This window comes from Micromonospora sp. CPCC 205546 (assembly GCF_036902715.1).
GTDB lineage: Bacteria > Actinomycetota > Actinomycetes > Mycobacteriales > Micromonosporaceae > Micromonospora.
Map to the genome: position 1 here is coordinate 186,113 of NZ_JBAKHL010000004.1, position 23,221 is coordinate 209,333.

A 23,221-nucleotide genomic window follows, 5' to 3' on the forward strand; every position below is an offset into this window, starting at 1 on the left:
GGGCGCTTGCGGTCGGGGTGGGGTCCGGCGTGGGTGTCTGGGGTGGGCGTGGATGTGGCGGTGCCCCGCCGGCCTGGGGTCGACGGGACACCGGTGGTGCAGGTGGATCAGGCGACGAAGCGGGTCTCGCAGCGCTTGGTCACCACGTAGCCGCCGACGCCGGCGACGAGCAGCAGCCCGCCGATGCCGGACGTCACCGGGGCGTCCGGTGCCGTCCGGCCCGCGTACGGCTCAGCGGTAGTCGTCCTCGTCGGCGGCGACCACCCGGGCCTGCTCCATCGCGTCCCAGTCGCCGACCTCCAGGCCACGGTGCGGCTCCGTGTCGGCGTCGCCGGGGTCGATCGCGGCGGCCTGCTCGACCGCGTCGGCCGGTTCCGCCTCCATGTCGCGCTCCTCGGGGCTGAGGTGGTCGCTGGGTGCGAAGTCCTCTTCGGGCTGACCCATATCAGTCCCTCCCGGGATCTCGGCGGACAGTTCCCCCACACCGTACGGGCTGGACCCGTCCGCCGCTCGGAAGCCGAGTCGACCGAATCGCCCCACCGGCCGGTGCCCCCGGTGCCAGGATGGGGCCGTGGGCTTCCTGATCCGGCTGGCGATCACCGCCGTCGCGCTGTGGGTCACCACGCTCATCGTGCCCGGGGTGGAGGTGAGCGGCCGGTCCGGCACCACCTCCGCACTCACGCTCGTCGTCGTGGCACTGATCTTCGGCGTGGTGAACGCGGTGCTCAAGCCGCTGATCAAGGTGTTCGGCTGCGTCTTCTACCTGCTCACGCTCGGCCTGTTCGCGCTGGTGGTCAACGCACTGCTGTTCCTGCTGACCGACCGGATCGCCCGGGCGCTGGACCTGCCGTTCCACGTCGACGGTTTCTGGGCCGCGTTCTGGGGGGCCATCGTGATGGCCGTGGCGACCTGGCTGATCAGCGTCGTCGTGCCCGACAGGTGGGAGGGGCGGTGAGGCGGCGGTCACGGACCGGGCGCGTACCGGGTCGGTTGTGCCGGCCGCGGTCTTCTACGGGATACTGCCGACGGTGGACAGCGCGGTCCGGCGCACCCAGGGACAACAGCGGCCGGTGACGGCCGAGAGCGGTAAGTAAGGAGCGTTCGACATGCCCATCGCTTCCCCCGAGACCTACGCGGAGATGCTGGACCGCGCCAAGGCCGGCCGGTACGCGTACCCCGCGATCAACGTGACGTCCTCGCAGACCCTGAACGCGGCGCTCAAGGGCTTCGCCGACGCGGAGAGCGACGGCATCATCCAGGTCTCGACCGGTGGCGCGGAGTACCTCTCCGGCACCTCGGTGAAGGACATGGTCACCGGCGCGGTGGCGTTCGCCGCGTACGCGCACGAGGTGGCCAAGAAGTACCCGGTCAACATCGCCCTGCACACCGACCACTGCCCGCAGGAGAAGCTGGACAAGTTCGTCCGGCCGCTCCTGCAGATCTCCAAGGAGCGGGTGGCCGCCGGCCAGGACCCGCTGTTCCAGTCGCACATGTGGGACGGCTCGGCCGTGCCGGTGGCGGAGAACCTCGAGATCGCGGCCGAGCTGCTCGACCGGGCCGCCGAGGCCAAGATCGTCCTCGAGATCGAGGTCGGCGTGGTCGGCGGCGAGGAGGACGGCGTCGAGAACGCCATCAACGACAAGCTCTACACCACCGTCGAGGACGGCCTGGCCATGGTCGAGGCCCTCGGCCTGGGCGAGAAGGGCCGCTACATGGCGGCGCTGACCTTCGGCAACGTGCACGGTGTCTACAAGCCGGGCAACGTCAAGCTCCGCCCCGAGATCCTGAACCAGATCCAGGAGGCCGTCGGCGCCAAGTACGGCAAGGAGAAGCCGCTCAGCCTGGTCTTCCACGGCGGCTCCGGCTCGCTGCTGTCGGAGATCCGCGAGGCGCTCGACTACGGCGTGGTGAAGATGAACATCGACACCGACACCCAGTACACCTTCACCCGGCCCGTCGCGGACCACATGTTCCGCAACTACGACGGCGTGCTCAAGGTGGATGGCGAGGTCGGCAGCAAGAAGCTGTACGACCCGCGGGTCTGGGGCAAGGCCGCCGAGGCCGGCATGGCGGCCCGGGTCACGGAGGCCTGCGAGCACCTGCGCTCGACCGGCACCACGCTGTCCAAGTGACACGCTGACGCGTACCGCCGACGGCCGGCTCCCCACCCGGGGCCGGCCGTCGGCGTGTCCGCAGCCGTCAGGGCGTCGCGGTGAGCACCCGGACGGCCTCGTGGACGTCGTCGGTGAGGTGCACCGAGGACGACACGTCGCCGTAGGGCGAGGCGGCCAGCAGCGGCCGCAGCAGCGACTCCACCGGTAGCTCGTCGGTCCAGTAGGCGCGGTCCAGGAAGACGTACGCGCCGCTGGCCCCGTCGGTGCAGTAGTAGGTCTTGGTGGCGGCCTGGAACACCTCCTGCACGGTGCCCGCCCGACCCGGGGCGAAGACGATCCCGCCCCGGGCCAGCCGCAGGATGGTGTCCTCGCGGATGGCGTTGGAGAAGTACTTGGCGATCCGGCCGGCGAACAGGTTCGCCGGCTCGTGCCCGTAGAGCCAGGTCGGGATGGCCAGCCCGCCCGCGCGGGCCCAGTCCACGTCGCCGCCCGCCAGCTGGGCCGAGTCGGCGCGGGACACGCTGCCGGGCTCGGCGGCCCGGGGCCGGGGCAACGCCACCGGGTGGCCGTAGAGCTCGCGGACCCGCAGCGCCACCGCCGTGTAGCGGTCGTGGTCGGTGAAGTCCGGCGCGGTGGCGAGCAGGTCGATCGCGGCGTCCAGGTCCTCGATCGGCCGCAGCGCGAGGTGGGCGCCCAGGTTGGCGGCCTCCATCACCCCGGGGCCGCCGCCGGTCACCACCAGCCGGTCGGCGCGGGCCAGCTCCCAGCCCAGCACCGCCGCCATCCGGTACGGCGCGCTGCCGCGCGGCACGGCGTGCCCGCCCATGATGCCGACGACCGACTGCGGCCCGTGGGTGGCCAGCCAGGCGCGGGTGGCGTCGGCGAGCGCGTTGTCCACGCCGTGGTCGTGCAGCCGCTGGCCGAGCGCCTCGCGGACGTCCGGCAGCGCCCCGCCGTGCGCCCGGAAGTGCTCGTAGACCCGGGTGTCGTACATCCCGGCGAACCCGCCCTCGGCGAAGCCGGCGACCAGTTCCTCCGGCGTGTAGAGGTGGGAGGGCTGGGTCGGGTAGGGCAGGCCCGAGAACGGCGGCACCACGTTCGCGCCGCGCCGGACCAGGTCGGCGCCGACCTCCCGGGAGGCGAAGCGGCAGCCCACGAAGAGGGTGCCGGTCACCTCGACGGCGGTGAGGTCGGGGACGGGATCGAGATCGAGCCGCAGGCCCTGCACGGTCAGCCCGACCAGGCTGCCGGTGGTCAGCCGCCGGTCGAACTCGGCGCGGGTCTCGATCTCGTCGGTGCAGGTGTGCGGCTCGATGACGTCCGCGGGAGGTGGGGTCGGCACCCTGGACATCCTGCCCCGCCGGGTCAACCGGCCAAACCTGCGCAACCTCGACGCGTCGGCGACCCTCGCCGCCCGGCCGGCCCCCGACCGTCCCGGAATGCGCTGGCCCGACGGGTGCTGGACCGACGGGAGCCCGGTGACCGTGGCCGCCGGGCTCCCGCAGTACCCGGTCCTGGGGAGGCTCCGGACCAACAGTTGTAGTCGAAACGATCGGCCGGGGGCATGGGCCGCAGGCGTGACCAACTCCTCAGCCGTTCAGCCAACCGGCTCGCCCAACCCCCTCGCGCGCCCGGGGGCGAAGCGGGTTGAATGGGGCGATGCAGAACCTGTTGCCGGAACCACCGGCCACCCTCCTGCCCGCGCACGACGAGGCCGACGCCGCCCTGGCCGACGCCGAGCAGTCCGGTGGCGACGAGGCGTACGCCGAGGTGGCGGCGCGCTTCCCGACCTACAGTGCCGGCTGGGGTGCGCTGGCCGCGCGGGCTCTCACCGCCGGCCAGGTCATTCCGGCGTACGCCTACGCGCGCACCGGATACCACCGGGGCCTGGACCAGCTGCGCCGCAGCGGCTGGAAGGGCTACGGCCCGGTGCCGTGGTCGCACGAGCCGAACCAGGGCTTCCTGCGCTGCCTCTACGTGCTGACCCGGGCCGCCGGCGAGATCGGCGAGGCCGACGAGGCGGCCCGCTGCGCCCAGTTCCTCCGCGACTGCGACCCGGCCGCCGCGGACGCGCTCGCGAGCAACTGACGTCGGGGCCGACGGCCGGCGCGGCGTGAACCGCGTCGGCCGTCGGCCCGCCCGGGCCCTTCTCCCGCCGCCTCCGCCGAGGGCCTACAGCCCCTCGGCGACGGCGGCGGCGATCTTCAACCAGGCGTCCCGGGTGGCCCCGGAGAGCCCCCCGTACCGGATCGGCTCGCCGGTGTCGATGAGGCGCTCGTAGGGCGCGAGCAGCACCGCCCGGGTGCGGGCCGCGAAGTGCTCCTGGATCGCCGGCAGGTCGATCTCCTTGCGTGACGGCGGCATGGAGACCACGGTGACCGCCTGCCGGACCAGCCGCTGCCGGCCGCTCTGCTCCAGGTGGTCCAGCATCCGGGCGGCCGTCTCCGCCGAGTCGTTGCGGGCCGACATGGTGACGACCAACTGGTCGGTGGCGTCCATCGCGGCCTGCCAGTTCTGGGCCCGGACGTTGTTGCCGGTGTCCACGAAGATCAGCTTGTAGAACCGGCTGACCACCTCGCGGATCTCGGCGAAGGCGGCGGCGGTGAGCATCTCGCCGCCGGTGGCCGACTCGTCGGAGGCGAGGACGTCGAACATCCCCTCGCCCTGCGAGCGGACGTACTGCGACAGGTCGCCCACCCGCCCGTGCGCCCCCTGGAACTGGCCCAGGTCCCGCAGCATGTCCCGCACCGTACGGGAGTGGAAGTCCTGCTGGGCGCGCATCCCGAGGGTGCCCTGGGTCTCGTTGTTGTCCCAGGCGAGCACGTAGCCGCCGCGCTTCTGACCGAACGTCATCGCCAGCAGCAGGATGGCCACCGTCTTGCCGGCGCCGCCCTTCGGGTTCACCACCGTCACCTGGCGCAGCCCGCCGAAGTTGCGGCGCACCGTCTCGATGTCCCGTCGCACCTCCTGCTCGTGCCGCCCCGGCGGCAGCCGCAGCCCCATCCGGTTCGCCACCGCCCGTACGCCCATCGTGGCCACCGGGTCGGCGGGCCGGACCTGCCGGCGGCGGGCGAAGTCCTCGGCCGTCGGCGGTTCGGTGATCGCCGGGTGCCAGTTCGGGTCGGGGTGCGCCGGCGGCACCGCGGTGACCCCCTCCGCGACCTGGTACGCCTGCTGCGGAACCGGGGCGGCCTGCTGCCACGGCGGCGGATGCCAGCCCGGCGGGTACGGCCCGGGCGGCGCCGCAGACCCCTGCTGCGACGGGTACGGCCCGCCCTGTCGGGGCGGGTGAGGGCCGGCCTGCTGGGTCGGGTAGGGCGCGCCCTGCCGCGGCGGGAAGGGCCCGGCCTGCTGGGGCGGGTACGGCCCGGATGGCGCGGCTTGCTGGGACGCCGCAGGGTCGGGCTCGTCCTGCTGCGATGCCGCCGGGTCGTGCTCGTGGCCCCGCTGCGGCATGGCCGGGTCGACTCCGACGCCCTGCTGCTCTGGCGCCGCCGGGGCGGCCCCGGGGACCGTCGTGGGCCCGACCGGCGCGTCCTGCCCGGTCGGCTCCTGGCGGGGACCGGCACCCGGGGGAGCGGGCGCCGCCCCGGCGGTGCCGGACCCCTGCCCGGGCTCGACGGCCGCTGCGGCGGGTCGCTGCGGCGGCTGCGCCCACGGCGACTCCGCCGGCATCCGCACCGCGCCCCCGTGCACGGGACCGCCGCCGGTCGCGACGCCGGCGCCCCCGTGCACGGGACCGCCGCCGGTCGCGACGCCGGCGCCCCCGTTCGCGGGATCGCTGGCGCCCTCGTTCGTCGTGCCGCCGGCGCTCCCGTCCGCCGCATCGGCGTCCGCCGGGCCGTTCGCGGTGTTTCCGCCCCGTGCCGGGCGGTCGGCCGTCGCGGCGCCGGCGGTCGGGCGAGGGCCGTCGGCCCCGGCGGACGCGCCGGGATCGGACGCGGTGTCGCGGGGCGACGGACGACCATCGGGAAAGGCGTCGGTCACCGCGGCCGGCGAGGGGTCGTCGGGCCGCACGGCGAGTTCCTGGGCCGGCCCGCCCCGCGTCGCGGCGGGCCGGGCGGTCGCCAGGGGACGCGGGGACGAGACCGGGACGGGTGCGGCCGGCTGGTCCAGGCTGAAGGGCATGTCCAGGTCGACGCGGCCGGGGCCGGGCTGCGGAGCGCGAGGCGCGGGTACGTCAGCGGCGGTTCCCGGCGGGCTCCCGCCCGCTCCGGCGGGGGCGGGCGGACCCACCGGGGCGGCCGGGGCGGCCTGCGGCGGCGCCCAGGCCGACGCGTCCGGCGCCCACCCAGGACCCGTGCCGGGCGGAGGCCCTGCGGCCGTGACGGGCGGGGGCACCGGGCCGGTGACGGGCGGGCGCGCCGGGCCGGTGACGGGCGGGCGCGCCGGGCCGGTGACGGGCGGGGGCACCGGGCCCGCGGTCGGTGGAGGCGACCAGCCGTTCTCCGCCGCCTGCGGCCCGCCGGGGGCCTGCACACCACCGGGAGCCGCGCCTCGCGGAGACGTTCCGGGGTGGGGAATCGGCACCCCGCCGGTGAGGGACGGGTAGTCGGCCGGCGAGGGCGGGTGACCGGGCCCGCCCCGGGGCGGGACGGGGGACGCGGGTGTGGCGGTCGACGCCCACGGTGGCGTGGCTGTGCCGTCGATCTGCTCCGGCGGCCAGAGTGGCTCGATGTCCCGCTCCGGCATCGGCTGCTGGCCGGGCACGTGGACCCGGTCGACGTTCTCGTCCACCACGGTTCCTCCCCATTCCTCCTGCCGAGGATAGGCCCAGTGGCCGCGCCTGGTCGGCCGTCGCGGGCCGGTCGTCCCGGTCGCGTCGGGGACGGCGAGGTCAGCCCGCCCAGACCGCCCAGGCGCCCGGTTCGATCCACCAGGATCGCTTGCGGCTCAGTTCGCCCTCGGCGCCGTCGTCGAGGAACGGAACCTTCCCCTCGCGGGGCAGCACGGCCACGGCCCGCCCGCGGGCGCGTCGTACCTCCAGCCGCACCCGCTTACTGCCCAACGCCGAGCGGGTCACCACGGGAACGGCCACCGCCACCTCCACCAGCCCGTCCGTCGGGTCGGGGGCGGCGAGCAGGGCCACGTCGTCGAGCCGGGCGTACCCGCCGGCGTTGCCGATCGCGCAGGCCAGCAGCGGGTCGTCGCCGTTGGACAGCACGGCGTCGTCCACCTCCACCCGACCACGCCAGTGCAACGGCCGGCCGCTGTCGTCGGCGGCGCCGAGGAGCGCGCCGTCCAGGGTCACCGAGCCGCCGTCGTTGCGCAGCAGGTCGAGTCGGCGGGGGGCGCCGTCCAGCACCGCGGCGGCCACCGCCGCCGGGTCGCGGGGCAGCCCGAGCTGCGCCGCCAGGTCACGGTGCGTCGTGCTCCGCGCCGGATCGAGCGGGAGTACGCCGATCGGCGGCAGGTCCGGCACCGTCCGGTTGTCGGGCAGGTCGTCGGGGCGGCGACTGGGCGGTGGGGCGTACCGCCGGACGAGCCGGCGCACGACGGCGCGCAACTGGGCGTCGCTGGCCGCCGCGACCACGAGCCGGGTCTTGGAGTCCGGGTCGGGCCAGGTGAGGCCGTCCGGGCGGGGCGGACCGTCGAACCGGGCCAGCACCTCGTCGACCTCGGCGTCGGAGCGGGCGGTGACCGTCTCGACCCGGGCGCCCCGGGCGGTGAGCGCCTCCGCGCAGGCCAGTACCGGCACCCGTGGCGTGTCGCAGCGCCCGTCGGCCGTCGCGCCGTCGTTAGGGGCGCAGGCGTCGGCCGTCGCGCCGTCGGTCGCGCAGGCGTCGGCTTTCGCGCCGTCGTCGGCCGTCGCGGCCCCCTTCTCAGGCGCCGCGCCGCAGCAGCCGCCACTGCCGCAGGCCCCGCCGGGCGCGTCGCGCTCCGAGCCGAGGGTGAGCAGCACCACGTCGTACACGAAAAGGGCCTCCTGCCTCCCGACGCGACCCCTGCCGGCCGCGCCGCCACTACTTGTTAGCCTGACACCCCGGGCTCGCCGACCGGTCGCCACCTGGCACCCGAGCCTTTTGGAGGCGAGAAGATGCCAGCGATCGTGCTGCTCGGTGCCCAGTGGGGCGACGAGGGCAAGGGCAAGGTTACCGACCTGCTGGGTGGGCGGGTCGACTACGTCGTGCGCTACTCCGGCGGCAACAACGCCGGCCACACCGTCATCACCCCTGACGGCCAGAAGTACGCGCTGCACCTGATGCCGTCGGGCGCGCTCTCCCCGAGCGCGATGATCGTCATCGGCAACGGCGTCGTGGTCGACCCGAAGGTGCTGCTGGCCGAGATCGACGGGCTCGCCGAGCGCGGGGTCGACGTCAGCCGGCTGCGGATCTCCGGCGACGCGCATCTGATCATGCCGCACCACCGGGCTCTGGACCGGGTCGTCGAGCGCTACCTCGGCAGCTCCCGCATCGGCACCACCGGTCGCGGCATCGGCCCGGCCTACGGTGACAAGGTCGCCCGGATGGGCATCCGGCTGCAGGACCTGCTCGACCCGGGCATCCTGCGCAAGAAGCTCGAACTGGCGCTGCGCGAGAAGAACCAGCTCCTGTTCAAGATCTACAACCGCAAGGCGATCGACGTCGAAGAGACCGTCGAGGAATACCTGCGGTACGCGGAGCGGCTCAAGCCGTACATCGCCGAGACGCGGGTCATGCTCTGGGACGCGCTGGACCGCGGCGAGACGGTCGTGCTGGAGGGCGCCCAGGCCACCATGCTGGACATGGACCACGGCACGTACCCCTTCGTGACCTCGTCGAACCCGACGGCCGGTGGCGCCTGCGTGGGCGCCGGCATCCCGCCGACGGCGATCAGCAAGGTGATCGCGGTCAGCAAGGCGTACACGACGCGGGTCGGCAGCGGACCGTTCCCGACGGAGCTGTTCGACGACAACGGGCAGCACCTGCGCAAGGTCGGTCAGGAGTACGGCGTCACCACCGGCCGGGAGCGGCGCTGCGGCTGGTTCGACGCCGTCGTCGCCCGGTACGCCTGCCGCCTCAACGGCGTGACCGACCTGGTGGTCACCAAGCTGGACGTGCTCACCGGCCTGCCGAAGGTGCCGATCTGCGTCGGGTACGAGATCAACGGCGAGCGCTTCGACGACATGCCGATGACGCAGACCGACTTCCACCACGCGACTCCGATCTACGAGGAGTTCGACGGCTGGTGGGAGGACATCACGAAGGCGCGCACCGAGGACGAGCTCCCGGAGAACGCGCGCCGCTACATCGCCCGCATCGAGGAACTCTGCGGCACCCGCGTGAGCGTGGTCGGCGTGGGGCCGGGCCGCGAGGAGAACGTCCTCCGCCACCCCCTCCTCCCCTGACCCGACCCCACCCCCCACCCCCCCCACCCCCCGGACCCTGCGCGGTGATCAAGAAGTTTGCGTCCTGATCCGATCCAAATCAGGACGCAAACTTCTTGATCGGACGAACGCGGCGTCGAGGTTCCACAGGGAGATCGGGTCTTCCACAGGGAAGGCGGGGTTGTCCACAGGGGCGGCGCGGGGCGTGGACGGCTCGTCATCGTGGTGGGGTGAGTGTCGATGTCCTCCGCCGCATCGCCGGCCGCCAGAATGGGGTGGTGACGGCCACACAGGCCTTGGCCGCCGGCTTCAGCCGGAGCCAGATCCGGCACCTGTGCCGTTCGGGCCGTTGGATCCGGGTGGCGAGGGGTTGCTTCGTGCCGGCCCCCGAGTTGGGCCCTGCCGCGCTGCGTATCGCCCGCATCCGGGCCGTTGCCATCAGCGTGGGGCCGGGCTCGGTTGTCGTTCTCGACACCGCAGCCGAGCTGCATCGGATCGCCGGGCTCCGTCCGGCATCCGCCATCCACGTGTCGCTGCCGGCGAACCGGCCACGACCGCAGCGGCTCACCGACCCTGATGTCGTGGTGCACCAGCTCACCATCGATTCGGACAGCGTCGGTGTGGTCGCTGGGATGCCCGTGACCACCCCGCTGCGGACGGTTGCCGATGTCATCCTCCGGGTGGACCGCTACTCGGCCGTGTGCGTACTCGACTCCGCGCTGAATCGGCAGGTCGTCACCGAGCCCGACCTGGCCCGGATTTCGGCCCTTCTCGTGGGCCGTAGGGGAGCCGTCGCGGCCCGGCGTCACCTCGCGGAGGCGGACGGGCGGGCGCAGTCCCCGCTGGAGACCCGCACCAGGCTGCGGTGCGTCGACGGTGGTGTGCCGCCCGACGTACTCCAGTTGGAGGTACGTGACCGGGACGGTTGCCTGCTCGGCGTCGGCGACCTCGGCTGGCGAGCGGCACGGGTGATAGCCGAGGCGGACGGGCAGGCACCCCATCGCACGCCCCGGGCAGTCTTCGAGGACCGGACGCGGCAGAACCGGCTGGTCAACGCCGGTTGGCGGATCCTCCGTTTCACCTGGGCCGACACACTGCGCCCCGACTACATCCCCCACACGGTCAAGGCAGCCCTCCGCTCCTGGCCGGATGGTTGATCAAGAGGTTCTGACCTGCCCGGGCCGTAATTGGGACGCAAACTTCATGATCAACGGGGGTGGGGGAGGGGGTCAGTAGGATGCGGGGGTGCGGGTTCTTCTTCTTGGTGGCGGGGGGCGGGAGCATGCGCTCGCGCTGGGCCTCGCCGGTGATCCGTCCGTCGAGCAGCTGATCGCGGCGCCCGGTAATCCCGGGATCGCTCCGCTCGCCTCGCTGCGGAGCGTCGATCCGTGCGATCCGGCGGGCGTGGCCGCGCTGGCGGTGGAGACCGGGGTCGACCTGATGGTGATCGGGCCGGAGGCGCCGCTGGTGGCCGGGGTCGCCGACGCCGTACGCGCCAAGGGGATCCCCGTGTTCGGGCCGTCCGCGCAGGCGGCCCGGCTGGAGGGCTCGAAGACCTTCGCCAAGGACGTGATGACCGCCGCCGGCGTGCCGACCGCCCGCGCGTACACCTGCACCGACGCGGAGAGCACCGGCCGGGCGCTGGACGAGTTCGGCGCGCCGTACGTGGTGAAGAACGACGGGCTGGCCGCCGGCAAGGGTGTCGTGGTGACCGACGACCGCGCCGCCGCGCTGCGGCACGCCGAGGAGTGCGGCCGGGTCGTCGTCGAGGAGTACCTCGCCGGCCCGGAGGTCTCCCTCTTCGTGGTCACCGACGGCGAGGCGGCGGTGCCACTGCTGCCGGCGCAGGACTTCAAGCGGGTCGGCGACGGCGACACCGGCCCGAACACCGGCGGCATGGGGGCGTACGCGCCGCTGCCCTGGGCGCCGCCCGGCCTGGTCGACGAGGTCATGCGCGACGTCGTGCACCCGACCCTGGCCGAGATGGCCCGGCGGGGCAGCCCGTTCGCGGGCCTGCTCTACGTCGGGCTGGCGATCACCGCCGACGGCCCCCGGGTGATCGAGTTCAACGCCCGCTTCGGCGACCCGGAGACGCAGGTGGTGCTCGCGCTGCTGGAGACCCCGCTGGCCGGGCTGCTGCACGCCGCCGCCACCGGCACGCTGGCCGGGCACCCGCCGCTGCGCTGGCGCGACGGTGCCGCCGTCACGGTGGTGGTCGCCGCCGAGGGCTACCCGGCAGCCCCGCGTACCGGCGACGTGATCACCGGCGCCGAGGGGCCGGGGATCATCCACGCCGGCACCCGCCGGGACGCCGACGGGGCACTGCTCTCGGCCGGTGGCCGGGTGCTCTGCGCCACCGCCACCGGCACCGACCTGCCCGCCGCCCGGGACGCCGCGTACGCGCTGGTGGGCGGCGTGGGGCTGGCCGGCGGGCAGCACCGCACCGACATCGCCTCCGCCGCCGTCGAGGGCCGGATCAGCATTCCGGGCTGACCGGGCAACCTCCACCCGCCTCGCCTCCGTTTGAGCGGTGAGGCGAGGAGGTGGCGGGATTGCCTGCCGACATCGAGGGCTACCGCGAGTACGTCGGGGCGCGGCTGGAACCGCTGCGCCGCACGGCGTACCTGCTCTGTGGCGACTGGCACACGGCCGACGACCTGGTGTCGACGGCGCTGGTCAAGCTGCTGCGGCACTGGCGGCGCGTGTCGCGGATGGACAGCCCCGACGCGTACGTCCGGCGTACCCTGCTTCGGGTCTGGCTCGACGAGCGGCGCCGGCCGTGGCGGCGCGAGGCCGCCTGGGCCGAGGTCCCCGATGCCGCCGTCCGGTCCGCCACCGACGGCGCCGCGGACCGGCTGACCATCCTCGCCCTGCTGGCCGAGCTGCCGCCGCGCCGCCGCGCGGTCCTGGTGCTGCGCTACTTCTGCGACCTCTCGGTGGAGGAGACCGCCCGGGAACTCGGCTGCACCACCGGCACCGTCAAGAGTCAGTCGGCGCGCGCGATCGAGGCGCTGCGGAGCCGCCTCGTGGGCGTGCCGGCCCGAGTCGAGGAGGCACGCACCGATGGATGAACTCGCCCAGCAGATGCGCACCGCGGTGGCGTCGTCGCCGCCCACCCGGATCGACGTGGACCGGCTGATCGCCGACGACCGGCAACGACGCCGCCATCGGGTGTGGGTGGCGGCGGGCACCGGCGTCGCCGCGGTGGTCGCCGCAGTCGCGGTGACACCGACGCTGCTCGTCGGCCCGGCCATCGCACCGGGCGGGCTCACCCTGCCGGCTGGTGGCGGCTCGCCGTCCGCCGACGCGTCGCTCTGCCCGGTGGTGGAACCGGAGCCCAGCGGCCCACCGGCGCCCCAGCAGTCGTACGACACGGTGCGCGACCGGCCGACCGAGCGCCCCGACGCGGGTGTCGCCCGGCTGACCCTCGTGCTGCGTCCGGCGCTGGCGGCCGTCGTGCCGGCGGGGCTGTCGGTCGACGGCACGATCCCGGGCTGCGACGCGGTCCAGTTCACCTACGAGAAAAGCCACTGGCACTACTACGCACACGCCCGGCTGCACGGGAACGGCCAGGTCGACAACGTGACGGTGTCGCTCATCCCGACGGCCGTCGACGCGCCCCGGGGATGCGCCGACGCGCCCGATGCCCGCGCCTGCACGAGCAGCCGCCTCCCGGACGGTGGCACCCTCGCCACCAGCACCGCAGAACCGGGTGACGAGGGCTTCGTGCAGCGCTGGGCGCAGGTGCGACGGACGGACGGCACGTCGGTGACGGTGACGACGGACAACCATCACATCGAGGGCGGGGAGAACGGTACGACGCGGACGTTCCGGTTCGGCCCGCCGCCGGTGCTCACCCTGGCGCAGTTGACGGCCATCGCCACCACGCCCGGGCTGACGCTCCATCCCTGACCGGAGGCGTCATCTCCGGACGGGCACGTCCCGGTGCGGCGTGGGAGCCCACAGTTCGTCGATCGGGGCGGGCCCCTGCGCACCGGGCGCGTACCGGTGTGCCGCCGGAGCGCGCCGTCGCCCGAGCGGGACGCGCTCCTCCGTCCGGCCCGGCGGGCCGCTGGGCGGGGTGGGTTCCTGTCTCGCCGGCGCGGTGGGCGGGACGGGTTCCGCCACCCGGTCGGGCCTGCCGCCGGGCGGGGCGGGCGGGTAGCGGGGCGGCTCGTCCAGCGCCCGCAGGGAAGGCAGCGGCGCGGCGACCAGCGTCGCCACGAGCAGCGTCACGGCCAGCACCAGGAAGGCGGTACGCAGCCCGAGCCACTCCACCAGCGGCCCGGCGAGCAGGTAGCCGGCCGGTCCGGCGGCGTACGCGAACGAGGTCATCACCCCGACCACGCGCCCGCGCAACCGCTCCGGCGTGCGGGTCTGCATGGCGTAGTTGGACAGTGGGTTGACCGGCCCGTACGCGAGCCCGATCGCGACGGCGAAGCCGATCATGGCCGGGAACGGCGGCAGGGTGGCCAGCCCGACGAGGGCCACCCCGATGACGACGAGGGCGATCACCATCAGGGTGCGGCGGCGGATCAGCCGGCCCGCCGCGCCGGAGGCGAGCGCCCCGACGACTCCGCCGGCGCTCATCGACATGAGCAGCGCGCCGAGCCGGGCCGGCTCCCCCTGCCCGACGAACCACGCCGGCAGCAGCACGCCCTCGACCGGCAGATAGAGCGCCGCCAGCACCATCGTGAGCAGCGCGATGGTCCGCAGCAGCCGGTCGCGCCAGACGAACCGCAGCCCCTCGGCGGTGCCGCGCCACAGCCCGGACGGGGGGCGTTCGGGGCGGCCGGCCCCCGGCAGCCGGACGGCCGCGATCATCGCGACGGCCAGCGCGAATCCGGCGGCGGTGACCCAGAGCGTGGAGCCGGGGCCGATCACGGCGATGAGCACGCCGCCGACGCCGGGGCCGATGAGGAAGGCGAGCCCCCAGACCGCCTCGTGCACCCCGTTGGCGCGTTCGATCCGCCAACCGGCGGCCTGGGCGGCGGCCGGCAGCAGCGTCTCCCGGGCGGTCAGGCCGGCCGGGTCGAACACCGCGCCGAGCACGGCCAGTGCCACGATCCAGCCGAGGTTCAGCCCGAGCAGCGCGTCGACCACCGGGATCGCGGCGACCGAGACGGCGGAGAGCGTGTCCGAGACCAGCGCCGTGCGCCGCCGGCCGAGCAGGTCCACGATCGTGCCGGAGACGAGGCCGGAGAGCAGCAGCGGCAGGGCGGTGGCGGCCGCGACCACACCGGCGGCGGTGGCGCTGCCGGTGCGTTCCAGCACCAGCCAGGGCAGGGCCACGTTGGCCACCCCGTTGCCGGTGTTGGAGAGCAGTGTCGCCGCCTCGACCAGCAGCAGTGGTGTCCGCCGTGGTCCCGGCTGGCGGTGGCGGGCATGGTGGCGGTGACGGGCACGGCGACGCGGTCCGGAGCCGATCATGGTGTCGCCAGCCTAGGGGCGGCGGAGCATCCGGCCAGTAACGGCAGGGGAACGGTCAGCCGTGGTGGCGGCCTCGTGCGGTGCGCGTGGGGCCCTCGGGTCGGGCCCCACGCGGACGACGCTCAGCGGATCTGGATGCCGGAGATGGCCCGGGAGATGACCAGCCGCTGGATCTCGGAGGTGCCCTCGAAGATGGTGTAGATCTTGGCGTCCCGGTACCAGCGCTCGACCGGGTGGTCCCGCAGGAAGCCGGCCCCGCCGAGCAGTTGCACGGCCTTGTCGGTGACGGAGACGGCCACCTCGCCGGCCTTCAGCTTGGACATCGAGCCCTCGCCGGCGGTGAAGGGTCGGTTGTTGCGGCCCATCCAGGACGCCCGCCAGACCAGCAGCCGGGCCGCGTCGATCTCCGTCTTCATGTCGGCCAGCGCGAACGCGACCGCCTGGTTCTCGATGATCGGGCGGCCGAACTGGACCCGCTCCTTCGCGTAGTCCAGGGCGTACTCGTAGGCGGCCCGGGCCACGCCCAGCGCCTGCGCGCCGACGGTGGGTCGGGAGAGTTCGAAGGTGCGCATCGCGGCCTGGCCCGAGGCGCGCTTGCCGGAGCGGGCCCGGTCGAGCCGTTCGAGCAGGGCGTCCCGGCCGCCGAGCAGGCAGCGCCCCGGCACGCGTACGTCGTCGAGGAAGACGTCGGCGGTGTGCGACGCGCGCAGGCCCAGCTTGCGCAGCTTCCGGGTCGCGGTCAGGCCGGCGGTGCCCGGCGGTACGACGAACGCCGCCTGCCCACGGGAGCCCAGCGCCGGGTCGACGGAGGCGGTGACCACGTGCACGCCGGCGATCCCGCCGTTGGTGGCGTACGCCTTCTGGCCGCTGAGCACCCACTCGTCGCTGGCCTCGTCGTAGACGGCCCGGGTGCGCATCGCGCCGACGTCGGAGCCGGCCTCGGGCTCGGTGGTGCAGAACGCGGCGACGGCCGGTTCGTCGACGGTGCCGAAGCACTGCGGCACCCATTCGACCATCTGGTCGGGGGTGCCGGCACCGTAGATGGCGGCCACCGCGAGGGAGGTGCCGAAGATGCCCAGCCCGATGCCGGCGTCACCCCAGAAGAGTTCCTCGCTGGCGATCGGGAGGGAGAGGCCGGTGGGGTCGGCCCAGCAGGTGGCGAGGAACTCGAAGCCGTACAGGCCGACCTTCGCCGCCTCCTGGATGATCGGCCAGGGCGTCTCCTCCCGGGCGTCCCACTCGGCCGCGGCCGGGCGCACGACCTCGGCGGCGAAGCCGTGCACCCAGTCGCGCAGATCCCGCTGTTCCTCGTTCAGGTCGAGCGAGAACTCGGCCATGTCAGGCCTTGGGGATGTCGAACAGGTTGGCGATGTTGGCGGCCAGGCCCAGGTCGCCCTTGGCCTTGAGCTTGCCGGTCATGAACATCATGACGGGGTTCGCGCCACCGGAGACGATCTTCAGGAACTCGACCGGGCCCATCGTGAGGCTGAGCTTCGGGTCGTGCTGCGGGGTCTCGTTGACGGTGCAGGCACCGTCGGCGACGACCACCTCGTAGGTGTCGGTGCCACCGTCGGGACGGCCGGTGATGTTCCAGTGGATGACCGCGTTGGTCGAGCCCGCCCGGTCGGCGCGGAAGAGCTGGGGCATCCGGCCGAAGACCTCGCCGAGGATCTTGCCGCGCAGGTCGCCGGACATCACCTCGGCGATCTTGTCGTCCGGGGTGGACTTGACCAGCTGGGCGAACTCCTTGGGGCCGACGTTCGCGAAGTTGGCCGGGTCGAAGTCAGTCATGGGGCTGCACCTTCCGGGTGTTGGCTACTCGTGCGTAACCTTACGGGCGAGTAGGTATGCTCGCAAGGTGGCCACCCCACCCACCTTCAAGCGCCTCCCCCGCGCCGTACGCGAGCAGCAGATGCTCGACGCGGCCGTGAAAGTGTTCTCACGCAGGGGCTTCCACGCGGCCAGCATGGACGAGATCGCCGAGGACGCCGGCATCTCCAAACCCATGGTCTACGCGTACCTCGGCACGAAGGAGGAACTCTTCGTCGCCTGCCTGCACCGGGAGGGCACCCGGATGATGCAGGCCATCGCCGGGGCGGTCGCCCCCGACCTGCCCGCCGACGAGCGGCTCTGGCGGGGACTGCGCGCCTTCTTCGGCTTCGTCGGGGCGCACCGCGACGGCTGGGCGGTGCTCTACCGGCAGGCCCGGGGCGAGCAGCCCTTCGCCCGCGAACTGGCCGGGATGCGGGCCCGGCTGGTCGAGGTGGTCGCCGGGATGCTCGACCACGCGCTGCGCGCCGAGGGCCGCGAGGTGGGCGAGACCGACCTGGAGGTCGTCGCGTACGCCCTCGTGGGGGCGACGGAGTCGCTGGCCGACTGGCTCGCCGACCACCCCGACGCCGACCCGGAGAAGACCGCCACCCGGATGATGAACGTCGCCTGGCTGGGGGCCGGGCAGCTGCTGGCCGGCGTCACCTGGCACCCGCGGGCCACCCCTGCCTGACCCGCCGAGCCGCCCGCCGAGGTGTAGAGCCACCGCCCGCCTGCCCCGCCGCCCCGCCCGCCGGCGGCGGGGTATCCGCGCGGTTCAGCGGTGCCGGCGGTGGCGCAGCCAGCGCAGCGACTCCAGCAGGAGCGTGACCGCCAGCGACAGGCCCACCCCGGCGAGGATGCCCTTGAGCGGATCGCGTTCGAAGGCCAGCCCGCCGAAGTGGCCGAGCAGGGCGCAGTAGAGCGCCCAGCTCACCGCCGCGACGGCGTCGAAGAGCAGGAACGAGCGGAGCGGGTAGCGGACCGCGCCCATGGTGAGGGTGACGGCCGTGCGGCCACCGGGGACGTACCGGGCGGTGGTCAGGATCAGCCCGCCGCGTCGCTGCAGCGCCCGACGGGCCCATTCGGAGCCGGCCCGGCGCCGGCTGTCCGGCGGAAAACGGGCGAGCCGGTTCGCGCCGCCGCCGCGCCCGATGGCGTACGAGACGTGGTCTCCGGCGAAGGCCCCCAGCGCGGCGGCGACGACCACCCACACCAGGTCGGGGTCGCCGCCGGTGGCGAGCACGGCGGCGGTGATCACGGCCGCCTCGCCGGGTACGGCGGGGAAGAACGCGTCGACCGCGGTGAGCCCGAAGATCAGCAGGTACACCCACGGTGAGGCGACCAGCTGCCGGAGCAGGTCGAGCACGGACTCCATGCCTCCCATGCTCGCCGGGCGCGCCCCGCCCGGTGACCGGGTCGCCGGATCACGTGCCTGCCGTCCGGAGGACCCGTGGGGCCAGGAGCGGGCCGTGCGGGACCTTGTCGCCGGCGGTGGGGCCGTGCGAGGTCAGCACCACGGGCGCGCCCAGCTCCGCGTGCACCGCCTCCGCCCAGTCGGGCGGCGGGTCGTCGTACACCGGGCGGGAGCGCAGCAGGCGGTCGGTGAGCGCGGCCTGCCGGTCCAGGTCGCCGGGCGGGCCCGGGGCGAGCCGGTCGGTGGTGTCGTAGCGGCGGCAGATCCGCAGCGCGGGGCCGGCGAGGTCGACGTGGGTGAGCGCCAGGCCGTCGACCCCGCCGGCGGCGGCGAGGGCGTACCGGTGGGCGACCGCGTCGAAGTGGCCGAACCGGAACCGCCCCTGCCACGGGTTGGTCGGGTTGTGCGGGTCGGCCAGCGGCAGGGCCGGGTCCTCGGTCACCAACGGGCCGGGCCCGTGCCGGGTGGTGACCACGCGGAGCACCCCGATCCGGGTGGCGCCGCCGGGCAGGCCGGCCTCGGCGAGCAGGCTCTCGGCGTTGGCGAAGGTGGTGGTGCTCCACGTCGTGTACGGGTGGAAGCCGTGCCACTCGTCGAGCAGCACCCCCTGCGCGCCCTCGAAGACGCAGGTGCCGGCGCGCAGCGCCCCGGCCAGCCAGCTCCGGTCGACGATCGCGACCCGCCCGGCGAATCCGGTGAACGCGGGCAGGCAGTCGGCGACGGGCGGCGCGTCCAGCGGGCCGAGTTCGGCGGTCAGCCGGTCCCGCAGGGCGGCCAGCCGGCGGCGCAGCAGCTCCGGGTCGCGGCAGTCGGCTACCCGGGGCGCCTCGTCGGGGTGGGCGAGACCGTACGCGACGGCCTCGCCCACCCCGAGCCCGCAGGAGCCGTGCCGGTCGGCTCCCCGGGCGATCTCCCGGGCCCGGTTCGCGGCCCGGTGGTACGGGGTGGCGAGCAGCGCCTCCCCGTCGACGGTCAGCCGGTCGAGCGCGTCGGGCACCCCGACCGAGGTGAGGTGGTCGGCCTCGGCGGCCAGCGCCAGCGGGTCCACCACCACGTGCCGCGACAGGTGCGTACGCACGCCGGGGTGGAACGTGCCGGCGCCGAACTGCGCGAACGTGTGGTGCCGCCCGTCGCGCAGCACGACGTTGTGTGCCGCCTGCGCGCCCCCGTTGAAGCGGACCACCGTGTGCACGGGCCGGGTGGCGCAGAGCCAGTCCACGACCGTGCCCTTGCCGGCGTCGCCGTAGCCGAGGTCGACCACCGCCACGTGTCTCATCGCCGGGTCACCTTTCCGAAGCCGGGGCCGGCCACCGTCACGGGTCTCACAGCCGGGTCACCGCACCGCCGGTGTCGCGGAAGGCGGGCAGCGTCGACACCTCGGCGCGCCGCCCCCCGCGCAGGCGGGCCAGCGCCTTGGACACGGTGCCGGTGGCGCCCGAGCCGGCCCGGTCGAGGTCGCGCAGGCCCTTGTCCAGGTCGATGGCCTGCTCGCCGAGCCCGATGGTGAGCGCGATCGTCTCGCAGACCGCGTCGAGGTCGTCCAGCACGACGGCGTTCTGCCCGAGCAGGTCCCGCCAGAAGTCGAGCACCTTGGCGTTGCCGGAGTTGTGGCTGCCGGCGGGGAGCAGGTAGTAGGTGTCCCAGCGGCGGGTCAGCTCGTCGACGACCTGCCGCAGCGGCACGTCCTCGCGCAGGTCGTCGCCCATGACGCGGGCCACCTCCCGGGCCTTCACCTTCGGGTACGCCAGCTCGTCGCCGATGATGAACAGGTAGCCGCGCCGGCCGCGCTTCTCCCAGGAGTCGGTCACGGTGTGCCGGGCCATGAAGTGCATGGCCAGCTCGTACGACTCGGTCATCTGTCCGCCGCCACCGCCCTCCAGCACGATGCGGCCGAGGTCGTCGTCCATCCGGTTGTCCGACTCGAACTGGCCGACCTGCAACGGCACCCGGTCGCAGGTGGCGTCGCCGATCGCGCCGAACATGATCTGCGGGTCGCTGGCGTAGCCCTGCCGTTGCAGCAGCCCGAGCAGCTGCGGCAGCTTGGTCTGCAGGACTCGCGGCACGTTGCGCATCGAGCCGGTGACGTCGAAGAGCACCGCGATGGGCGTCGACCGGGGGTGCTCGTCGGAGTCGCGGCTCTCGCGCATCGCGTCGCGGGGGTCGAGGGCGGGGTGCACGGTCCGCGCCCCGCTGTCGCTGTAGGAGAAGGCGCTCTTGCCGGTCTTCCGGCGGTACCGGTCGGCGGCGTCGTACACGTCGGTGGACCACATTCCACTGCCCATGACAGCTCCTTACGGGTTGAGGGTGAAGGGTCGGAAGGTGCGCGGCCCGTAGAGCCGCTCCAGCACCTCGTCCAGTTCGCGCAGCAGACGCCAGGCGTCGTCGGGCCGGGCGTCCAGGGACCGCTGGCGGCAGCCCCGCGCGAAGTCGTCCAGCTCGCGGGGCGCGCGCGGCCCCATCAGCCAGCTCATGCAGACGCTGGCCATCGCGATGTCGGTGCCCGGCCCGCAGGGCCGCTTCCGGGGAATCTCGTCCGGGTACCAGTTCGCGTCGTAGCCGGGCACCAGCGCCGGGACGGTGCCGCCGACGGGCGCGGAGAAGCACCAGTCGACCAGCACCACGCCGTGCCCGTCCGGCTCGATCAGTACGTGCGGCGGCAGGACCGCGCCGTGCACGATGCCCGCCCCGTGGGCCAGGCCGAGCGCCACCAGCAACCGGCGCCACATCCAGGCCACGTCGCGGGCGTCCAGCCCGTCCGGGTACGCGCGCCGGACCTCGTCGAGGTCGTGCAGGCCGGGCGCGGTGGCGAGCACGTTGATCCGCCGTTCGGCGCCGGTCGCGGCGTCGGAGTGCCGGAACTCGTCCACCAGCCGGGGCACGTACGGCAGGTAGCGCGGGTCGCCGCGCTCGGCGATGGCGCGCAGGGCGTGCGCCTCGCGGGCCATCAGGTCGTTGTCGGCGGGCCGCCGGGGCAGCTTGAGCAGCCGGTCGGCCCCGACGTCGTAGAGGTCTGCCAGGTCGCCCGAGTAGGCCGGCGTGCCGAGTCGGTAGTCGCCGAGGACGGTGACCTGCCGGGCCCGCCAGCGGGTGGTGACCCGGATGAACGCGTCGGTGGCCTCGGCGCGTACCGCCGGGTCGGCCGGCAGCCGGTCGGGGTGCAGGGCCGCGACCAGCTCGCGGTAGCGCCGGGCCGGCTGGTCCGTGCCGAACAGGTCGGCGTCGGTGCGGGCCGCCGCGACCAGGCGGACGGCGTCGGCGGTCCTCATCGGACCGCCTCCTCCTGGGCGGGGCGCAGCAGCGCCGGGTGCAGCAGCCGGGCGTCGCCGGCCCGGTAGAGCCGGGCGCGGGGGCCACCCCGGGCGCCGCCGCGCTCGGTGCTGGTGCCCGTGCCCTCCACGAAGCCCGGCACGGAGAGCACCTTGCGGTGGAAGTTGCCGGCGTGCAGCGGCTGACCCCAGACCGTCTCGTAGACGGCGCGCAGCTCGCTGATCGTGAACTCGCCGGCGAGGAAGCGCGTGGCGAGCGGGGTGTATTCCAGCTTGGACCGGGCCCGCTCCAGCGCGTCGTCGATGATCCGGCCGTGGTCGAAGGCGAGCTGCCGGCCGGGCAGCGCGGTCACCGGCAGCCAGGTCGCCTCGTCGGCGTCGGTGCCGGCGGCCGGGTCGGGCAGGTCGGGGGCGAACGCGAGGTGGGCGACCGAGACGACGCGCATCCGCGGGTCGCGCTCGGGGGCGCCGTAGCTGCCCAACTGCTCCAGGTGTACGCGGCGCAGCCCCTCCCCGCCGAGCCCGGTCTCCTCGGCCAGCTCCCGCCGGGCGCCGGCGGCGAGGTCCTCGTCGGGGCGGACGAAGCCGCCGGGCAGCGCCCAGTGCCCCTCGAAGGGCGGCTGGCCGCGCCGGATCAGCAGCAGGTGCAGCGCGCCGTCCCGGATGGTCAGCGCCACCACGTCGACGGTCACGGCGACCGACGGGTAGGCCCGGGGGTCGTACGCGGCCAGGAACTGCTGCTCGTCAATCATGTCTCTCTCATTCTGAGAATATCTCGCTGTGAGAACAACCTAGCGCACGGAAAAGCCCCTGCCAAGCCCGGGACACGGATTCGGCAGGGGCTTTCCCGACTTCGGCCGGGGCGTTGCCCGCCTCGGCAGGGGCGCCTCAGCGCACGAGGCCCGCCAGGTGCGGTCGACCGCGCGAGTCGTGCAGGGCGAACCCGCCCTCCGGCAGCAGCCCGAAGCTCACCGTGCTCGGCAGCGGCACCGGCAGCTTGAAGGCCACCTCGACCGTGTAGGCGTCCGGCAGCCGGTTCTCCAGCGCGGCCAGGCAGCGGGCCTTGCTCCACATCCCGTGCGCGATCGGCCGCGGGAAACCGAACACCCGGGCGCCGAGACGTGAGGTGTGGATCGGGTTGTGGTCGCCGGAGACCCGCGCGTAGTCCTTGCCGACGCGGGGATCGACCCGCCAGCGCGCCGAACCGGCCGGCGTCGTGGGCCGCCCGGCCCGGTCGCGCCGCCCGCCGCCGCCCCGCCCGCCCTCCCTGCCGAGGTACGTCGAGACGCCGCGCCAGACCTCCGCCCCGTCGACGGAGCCGACGAGTACCACGTCGACCTGCCGCCCCCGCTCGTGCGGGCGCAGGTTCTCGGCGTACGCGCGGAAGTCGAGGGTCTCGTCGGCGGTGACCGGGCGGTGCACGGTGATCCGGTTGCCGACGTGCACCACGCCGGTCAGCGGGATGGGGAACTCCGGCGCGGTCATCAGTCGCAGGGCCAGCGGGAAGCCCATGACGTGCGGAAACGTGGCGGGCAGCCGGTCGGTGAGCCGGAACCCGCAGACCCGGTCGTAGTCGGCGAGGTGCGTGCGGTCGACGGCGATCCCGCCGACGGCCAGCTCGACCGCCGGGACGCCCGCCGAGCGCCGCCCACCCCCGAGGCCGGGCAGCGCGCCGAGCAGCGCCCGCCGGTAGAGCGCCCCGGCCGCCGGCATCCGGGACAGCTCGACGCGCTCCCGCGCACCCGGGCCGGCCGGGCCCCGGCCCGAGAGGTCCTGCGTCGCCTCGGCGGCGGAGGCGGAGAGGTCGTGCGTCTGTTCGAGGCTCAGGTCGTGGCCGGACGCCTCCGGCCCGCGGATCGCGTCCAGGGTGTCCTGCGAC

At 74.4% G+C, this 23,221-nt stretch carries 21 protein-coding genes and 1 pseudogene; 9 read left to right on the forward strand and 13 right to left on the reverse strand.

The genetic code is table 11. The features are described from left to right. Positions 1-231: 231 nt before the first annotated feature. Positions 232-444 carry a hypothetical protein gene (locus V6U77_RS02910; RefSeq protein ID WP_334604560.1) on the reverse strand — a complete coding sequence of 71 codons (213 nt, stop codon included), beginning with the start codon at positions 442-444 and terminating at the stop codon, positions 232-234. Between the two features lie 127 nt (positions 445-571). Between V6U77_RS02910 and V6U77_RS02915 the strand changes: the two genes are divergently transcribed. Both V6U77_RS02915 and fbaA read left to right on the forward strand, forming a co-directional pair. Further along, positions 572-955, forward strand: coding sequence for a phage holin family protein (locus V6U77_RS02915; protein WP_334604561.1), 384 nt, complete (start codon positions 572-574; stop codon positions 953-955). 151 nt (positions 956-1,106) lie between these two features. Continuing rightward, entirely contained in the window at positions 1,107-2,132 is a 1,026-nt protein-coding gene (fbaA, locus tag V6U77_RS02920; RefSeq protein WP_334604562.1) for a class II fructose-bisphosphate aldolase, read from the forward strand. A gap of 67 nt (positions 2,133-2,199) precedes the next feature. Here fbaA and V6U77_RS02925 read toward each other — a convergent pair whose 3' ends face one another. Next, on the reverse strand, positions 2,200-3,456 hold the full coding sequence (locus V6U77_RS02925) for an LOG family protein (RefSeq protein ID WP_442934357.1): 1,257 nt from the start codon (positions 3,454-3,456) through the stop codon (positions 2,200-2,202). Between the two features lie 317 nt (positions 3,457-3,773). Between V6U77_RS02925 and V6U77_RS02930 the strand changes: the two genes are divergently transcribed. Continuing rightward, complete coding sequence (locus V6U77_RS02930) at positions 3,774-4,202, forward strand: DUF3151 domain-containing protein (protein WP_334604565.1); 429 nt, start codon at positions 3,774-3,776, stop codon at positions 4,200-4,202. A gap of 84 nt (positions 4,203-4,286) precedes the next feature. Here V6U77_RS02930 and V6U77_RS02935 read toward each other — a convergent pair whose 3' ends face one another. Together V6U77_RS02935 and V6U77_RS02940 are read right to left on the reverse strand one after the other, a co-directional pair. Then, positions 4,287-6,242: a chromosome partitioning protein gene (locus tag V6U77_RS02935; RefSeq protein ID WP_442934358.1), complete on the reverse strand. Its 1,956-nt coding sequence runs from the start codon at positions 6,240-6,242 to the stop codon at positions 4,287-4,289. A gap of 709 nt (positions 6,243-6,951) precedes the next feature. Then, complete coding sequence (locus V6U77_RS02940) at positions 6,952-8,028, reverse strand: hypothetical protein (RefSeq protein ID WP_334604567.1); 1,077 nt, start codon at positions 8,026-8,028, stop codon at positions 6,952-6,954. A gap of 123 nt (positions 8,029-8,151) precedes the next feature. Here V6U77_RS02940 and V6U77_RS02945 point away from each other — a divergent pair, with 123 nt between their 5' ends. The 5 genes from V6U77_RS02945 (at position 8,152) to V6U77_RS02965 (ending at position 13,332) form a co-directional block, all read left to right on the forward strand. Next, positions 8,152-9,441, forward strand: coding sequence for an adenylosuccinate synthase (locus V6U77_RS02945; protein ID WP_334604568.1), 1,290 nt, complete (start codon positions 8,152-8,154; stop codon positions 9,439-9,441). Positions 9,442-9,650: 209 nt separating this feature from the next. After that, a complete protein-coding gene (locus tag V6U77_RS02950) occupies positions 9,651-10,577 on the forward strand; it encodes a type IV toxin-antitoxin system AbiEi family antitoxin domain-containing protein (RefSeq protein ID WP_334604569.1) in 927 nt (308 codons plus the stop codon). 88 nt (positions 10,578-10,665) lie between these two features. Then, positions 10,666-11,913, forward strand: a complete 1,248-nt coding sequence (gene purD / locus V6U77_RS02955; protein WP_334604570.1) for a phosphoribosylamine--glycine ligase — start codon at positions 10,666-10,668, stop codon at positions 11,911-11,913. A gap of 59 nt (positions 11,914-11,972) precedes the next feature. Continuing rightward, on the forward strand, positions 11,973-12,491 hold the full coding sequence (locus V6U77_RS02960) for a SigE family RNA polymerase sigma factor (RefSeq protein WP_442934359.1): 519 nt from the start codon (positions 11,973-11,975) through the stop codon (positions 12,489-12,491). Further along, a complete protein-coding gene (locus tag V6U77_RS02965) occupies positions 12,484-13,332 on the forward strand; it encodes a hypothetical protein (RefSeq protein WP_334604573.1) in 849 nt (282 codons plus the stop codon). The genes V6U77_RS02960 and V6U77_RS02965 overlap by 8 nt, the downstream gene beginning before the upstream one ends. A gap of 75 nt (positions 13,333-13,407) precedes the next feature. On the opposite strand, the pseudogene V6U77_RS02970 reads toward V6U77_RS02965, so the two are convergent. From V6U77_RS02970 to V6U77_RS02980, 3 genes and pseudogenes are all read right to left on the reverse strand, one after another. Further along, positions 13,408-14,850, reverse strand: a pseudogene (locus V6U77_RS02970) (MFS transporter); the annotation flags it as partial. A 122-nt stretch (positions 14,851-14,972) separates the two neighbouring features. Next, positions 14,973-16,187 carry an acyl-CoA dehydrogenase family protein gene (locus tag V6U77_RS02975; protein WP_334604574.1) on the reverse strand — a complete coding sequence of 405 codons (1,215 nt, stop codon included), beginning with the start codon at positions 16,185-16,187 and terminating at the stop codon, positions 14,973-14,975. Position 16,188: 1 nt separating this feature from the next. After that, complete coding sequence (locus tag V6U77_RS02980) at positions 16,189-16,641, reverse strand: SCP2 sterol-binding domain-containing protein (RefSeq protein WP_151455555.1); 453 nt, start codon at positions 16,639-16,641, stop codon at positions 16,189-16,191. A gap of 67 nt (positions 16,642-16,708) precedes the next feature. Between V6U77_RS02980 and V6U77_RS02985 the strand changes: the two genes are divergently transcribed. Next, positions 16,709-17,353, forward strand: a complete 645-nt coding sequence (locus V6U77_RS02985) for a TetR/AcrR family transcriptional regulator (RefSeq protein ID WP_334604576.1) — start codon at positions 16,709-16,711, stop codon at positions 17,351-17,353. Positions 17,354-17,437: 84 nt separating this feature from the next. Here V6U77_RS02985 and V6U77_RS02990 read toward each other — a convergent pair whose 3' ends face one another. The 6 genes from V6U77_RS02990 to V6U77_RS03015 all read right to left on the reverse strand — a co-directional run bounded on the left by V6U77_RS02990 (position 17,438) and on the right by V6U77_RS03015 (position 23,055). Next, positions 17,438-18,037, reverse strand: a complete 600-nt coding sequence (locus tag V6U77_RS02990) for a DedA family protein (protein ID WP_334604577.1) — start codon at positions 18,035-18,037, stop codon at positions 17,438-17,440. A 49-nt stretch (positions 18,038-18,086) separates the two neighbouring features. Next, positions 18,087-19,352: an adenylosuccinate synthetase gene (locus V6U77_RS02995; protein WP_334604578.1), complete on the reverse strand. Its 1,266-nt coding sequence runs from the start codon at positions 19,350-19,352 to the stop codon at positions 18,087-18,089. 46 nt (positions 19,353-19,398) lie between these two features. Then, positions 19,399-20,358, reverse strand: coding sequence for a hypothetical protein (locus V6U77_RS03000; protein WP_334604579.1), 960 nt, complete (start codon positions 20,356-20,358; stop codon positions 19,399-19,401). Positions 20,359-20,367: 9 nt separating this feature from the next. Further along, on the reverse strand, positions 20,368-21,342 hold the full coding sequence (locus V6U77_RS03005; RefSeq protein WP_334604580.1) for a serine/threonine protein kinase: 975 nt from the start codon (positions 21,340-21,342) through the stop codon (positions 20,368-20,370). Next, positions 21,339-22,094, reverse strand: a complete 756-nt coding sequence (locus V6U77_RS03010; RefSeq protein WP_334604581.1) for an NUDIX hydrolase — start codon at positions 22,092-22,094, stop codon at positions 21,339-21,341. The genes V6U77_RS03005 and V6U77_RS03010 overlap by 4 nt, the downstream gene beginning before the upstream one ends. 136 nt (positions 22,095-22,230) lie before the next feature. Continuing rightward, positions 22,231-23,055, reverse strand: a complete 825-nt coding sequence (locus V6U77_RS03015; protein WP_334604738.1) for a MaoC/PaaZ C-terminal domain-containing protein — start codon at positions 23,053-23,055, stop codon at positions 22,231-22,233. Positions 23,056-23,221 lie beyond the last annotated feature (166 nt).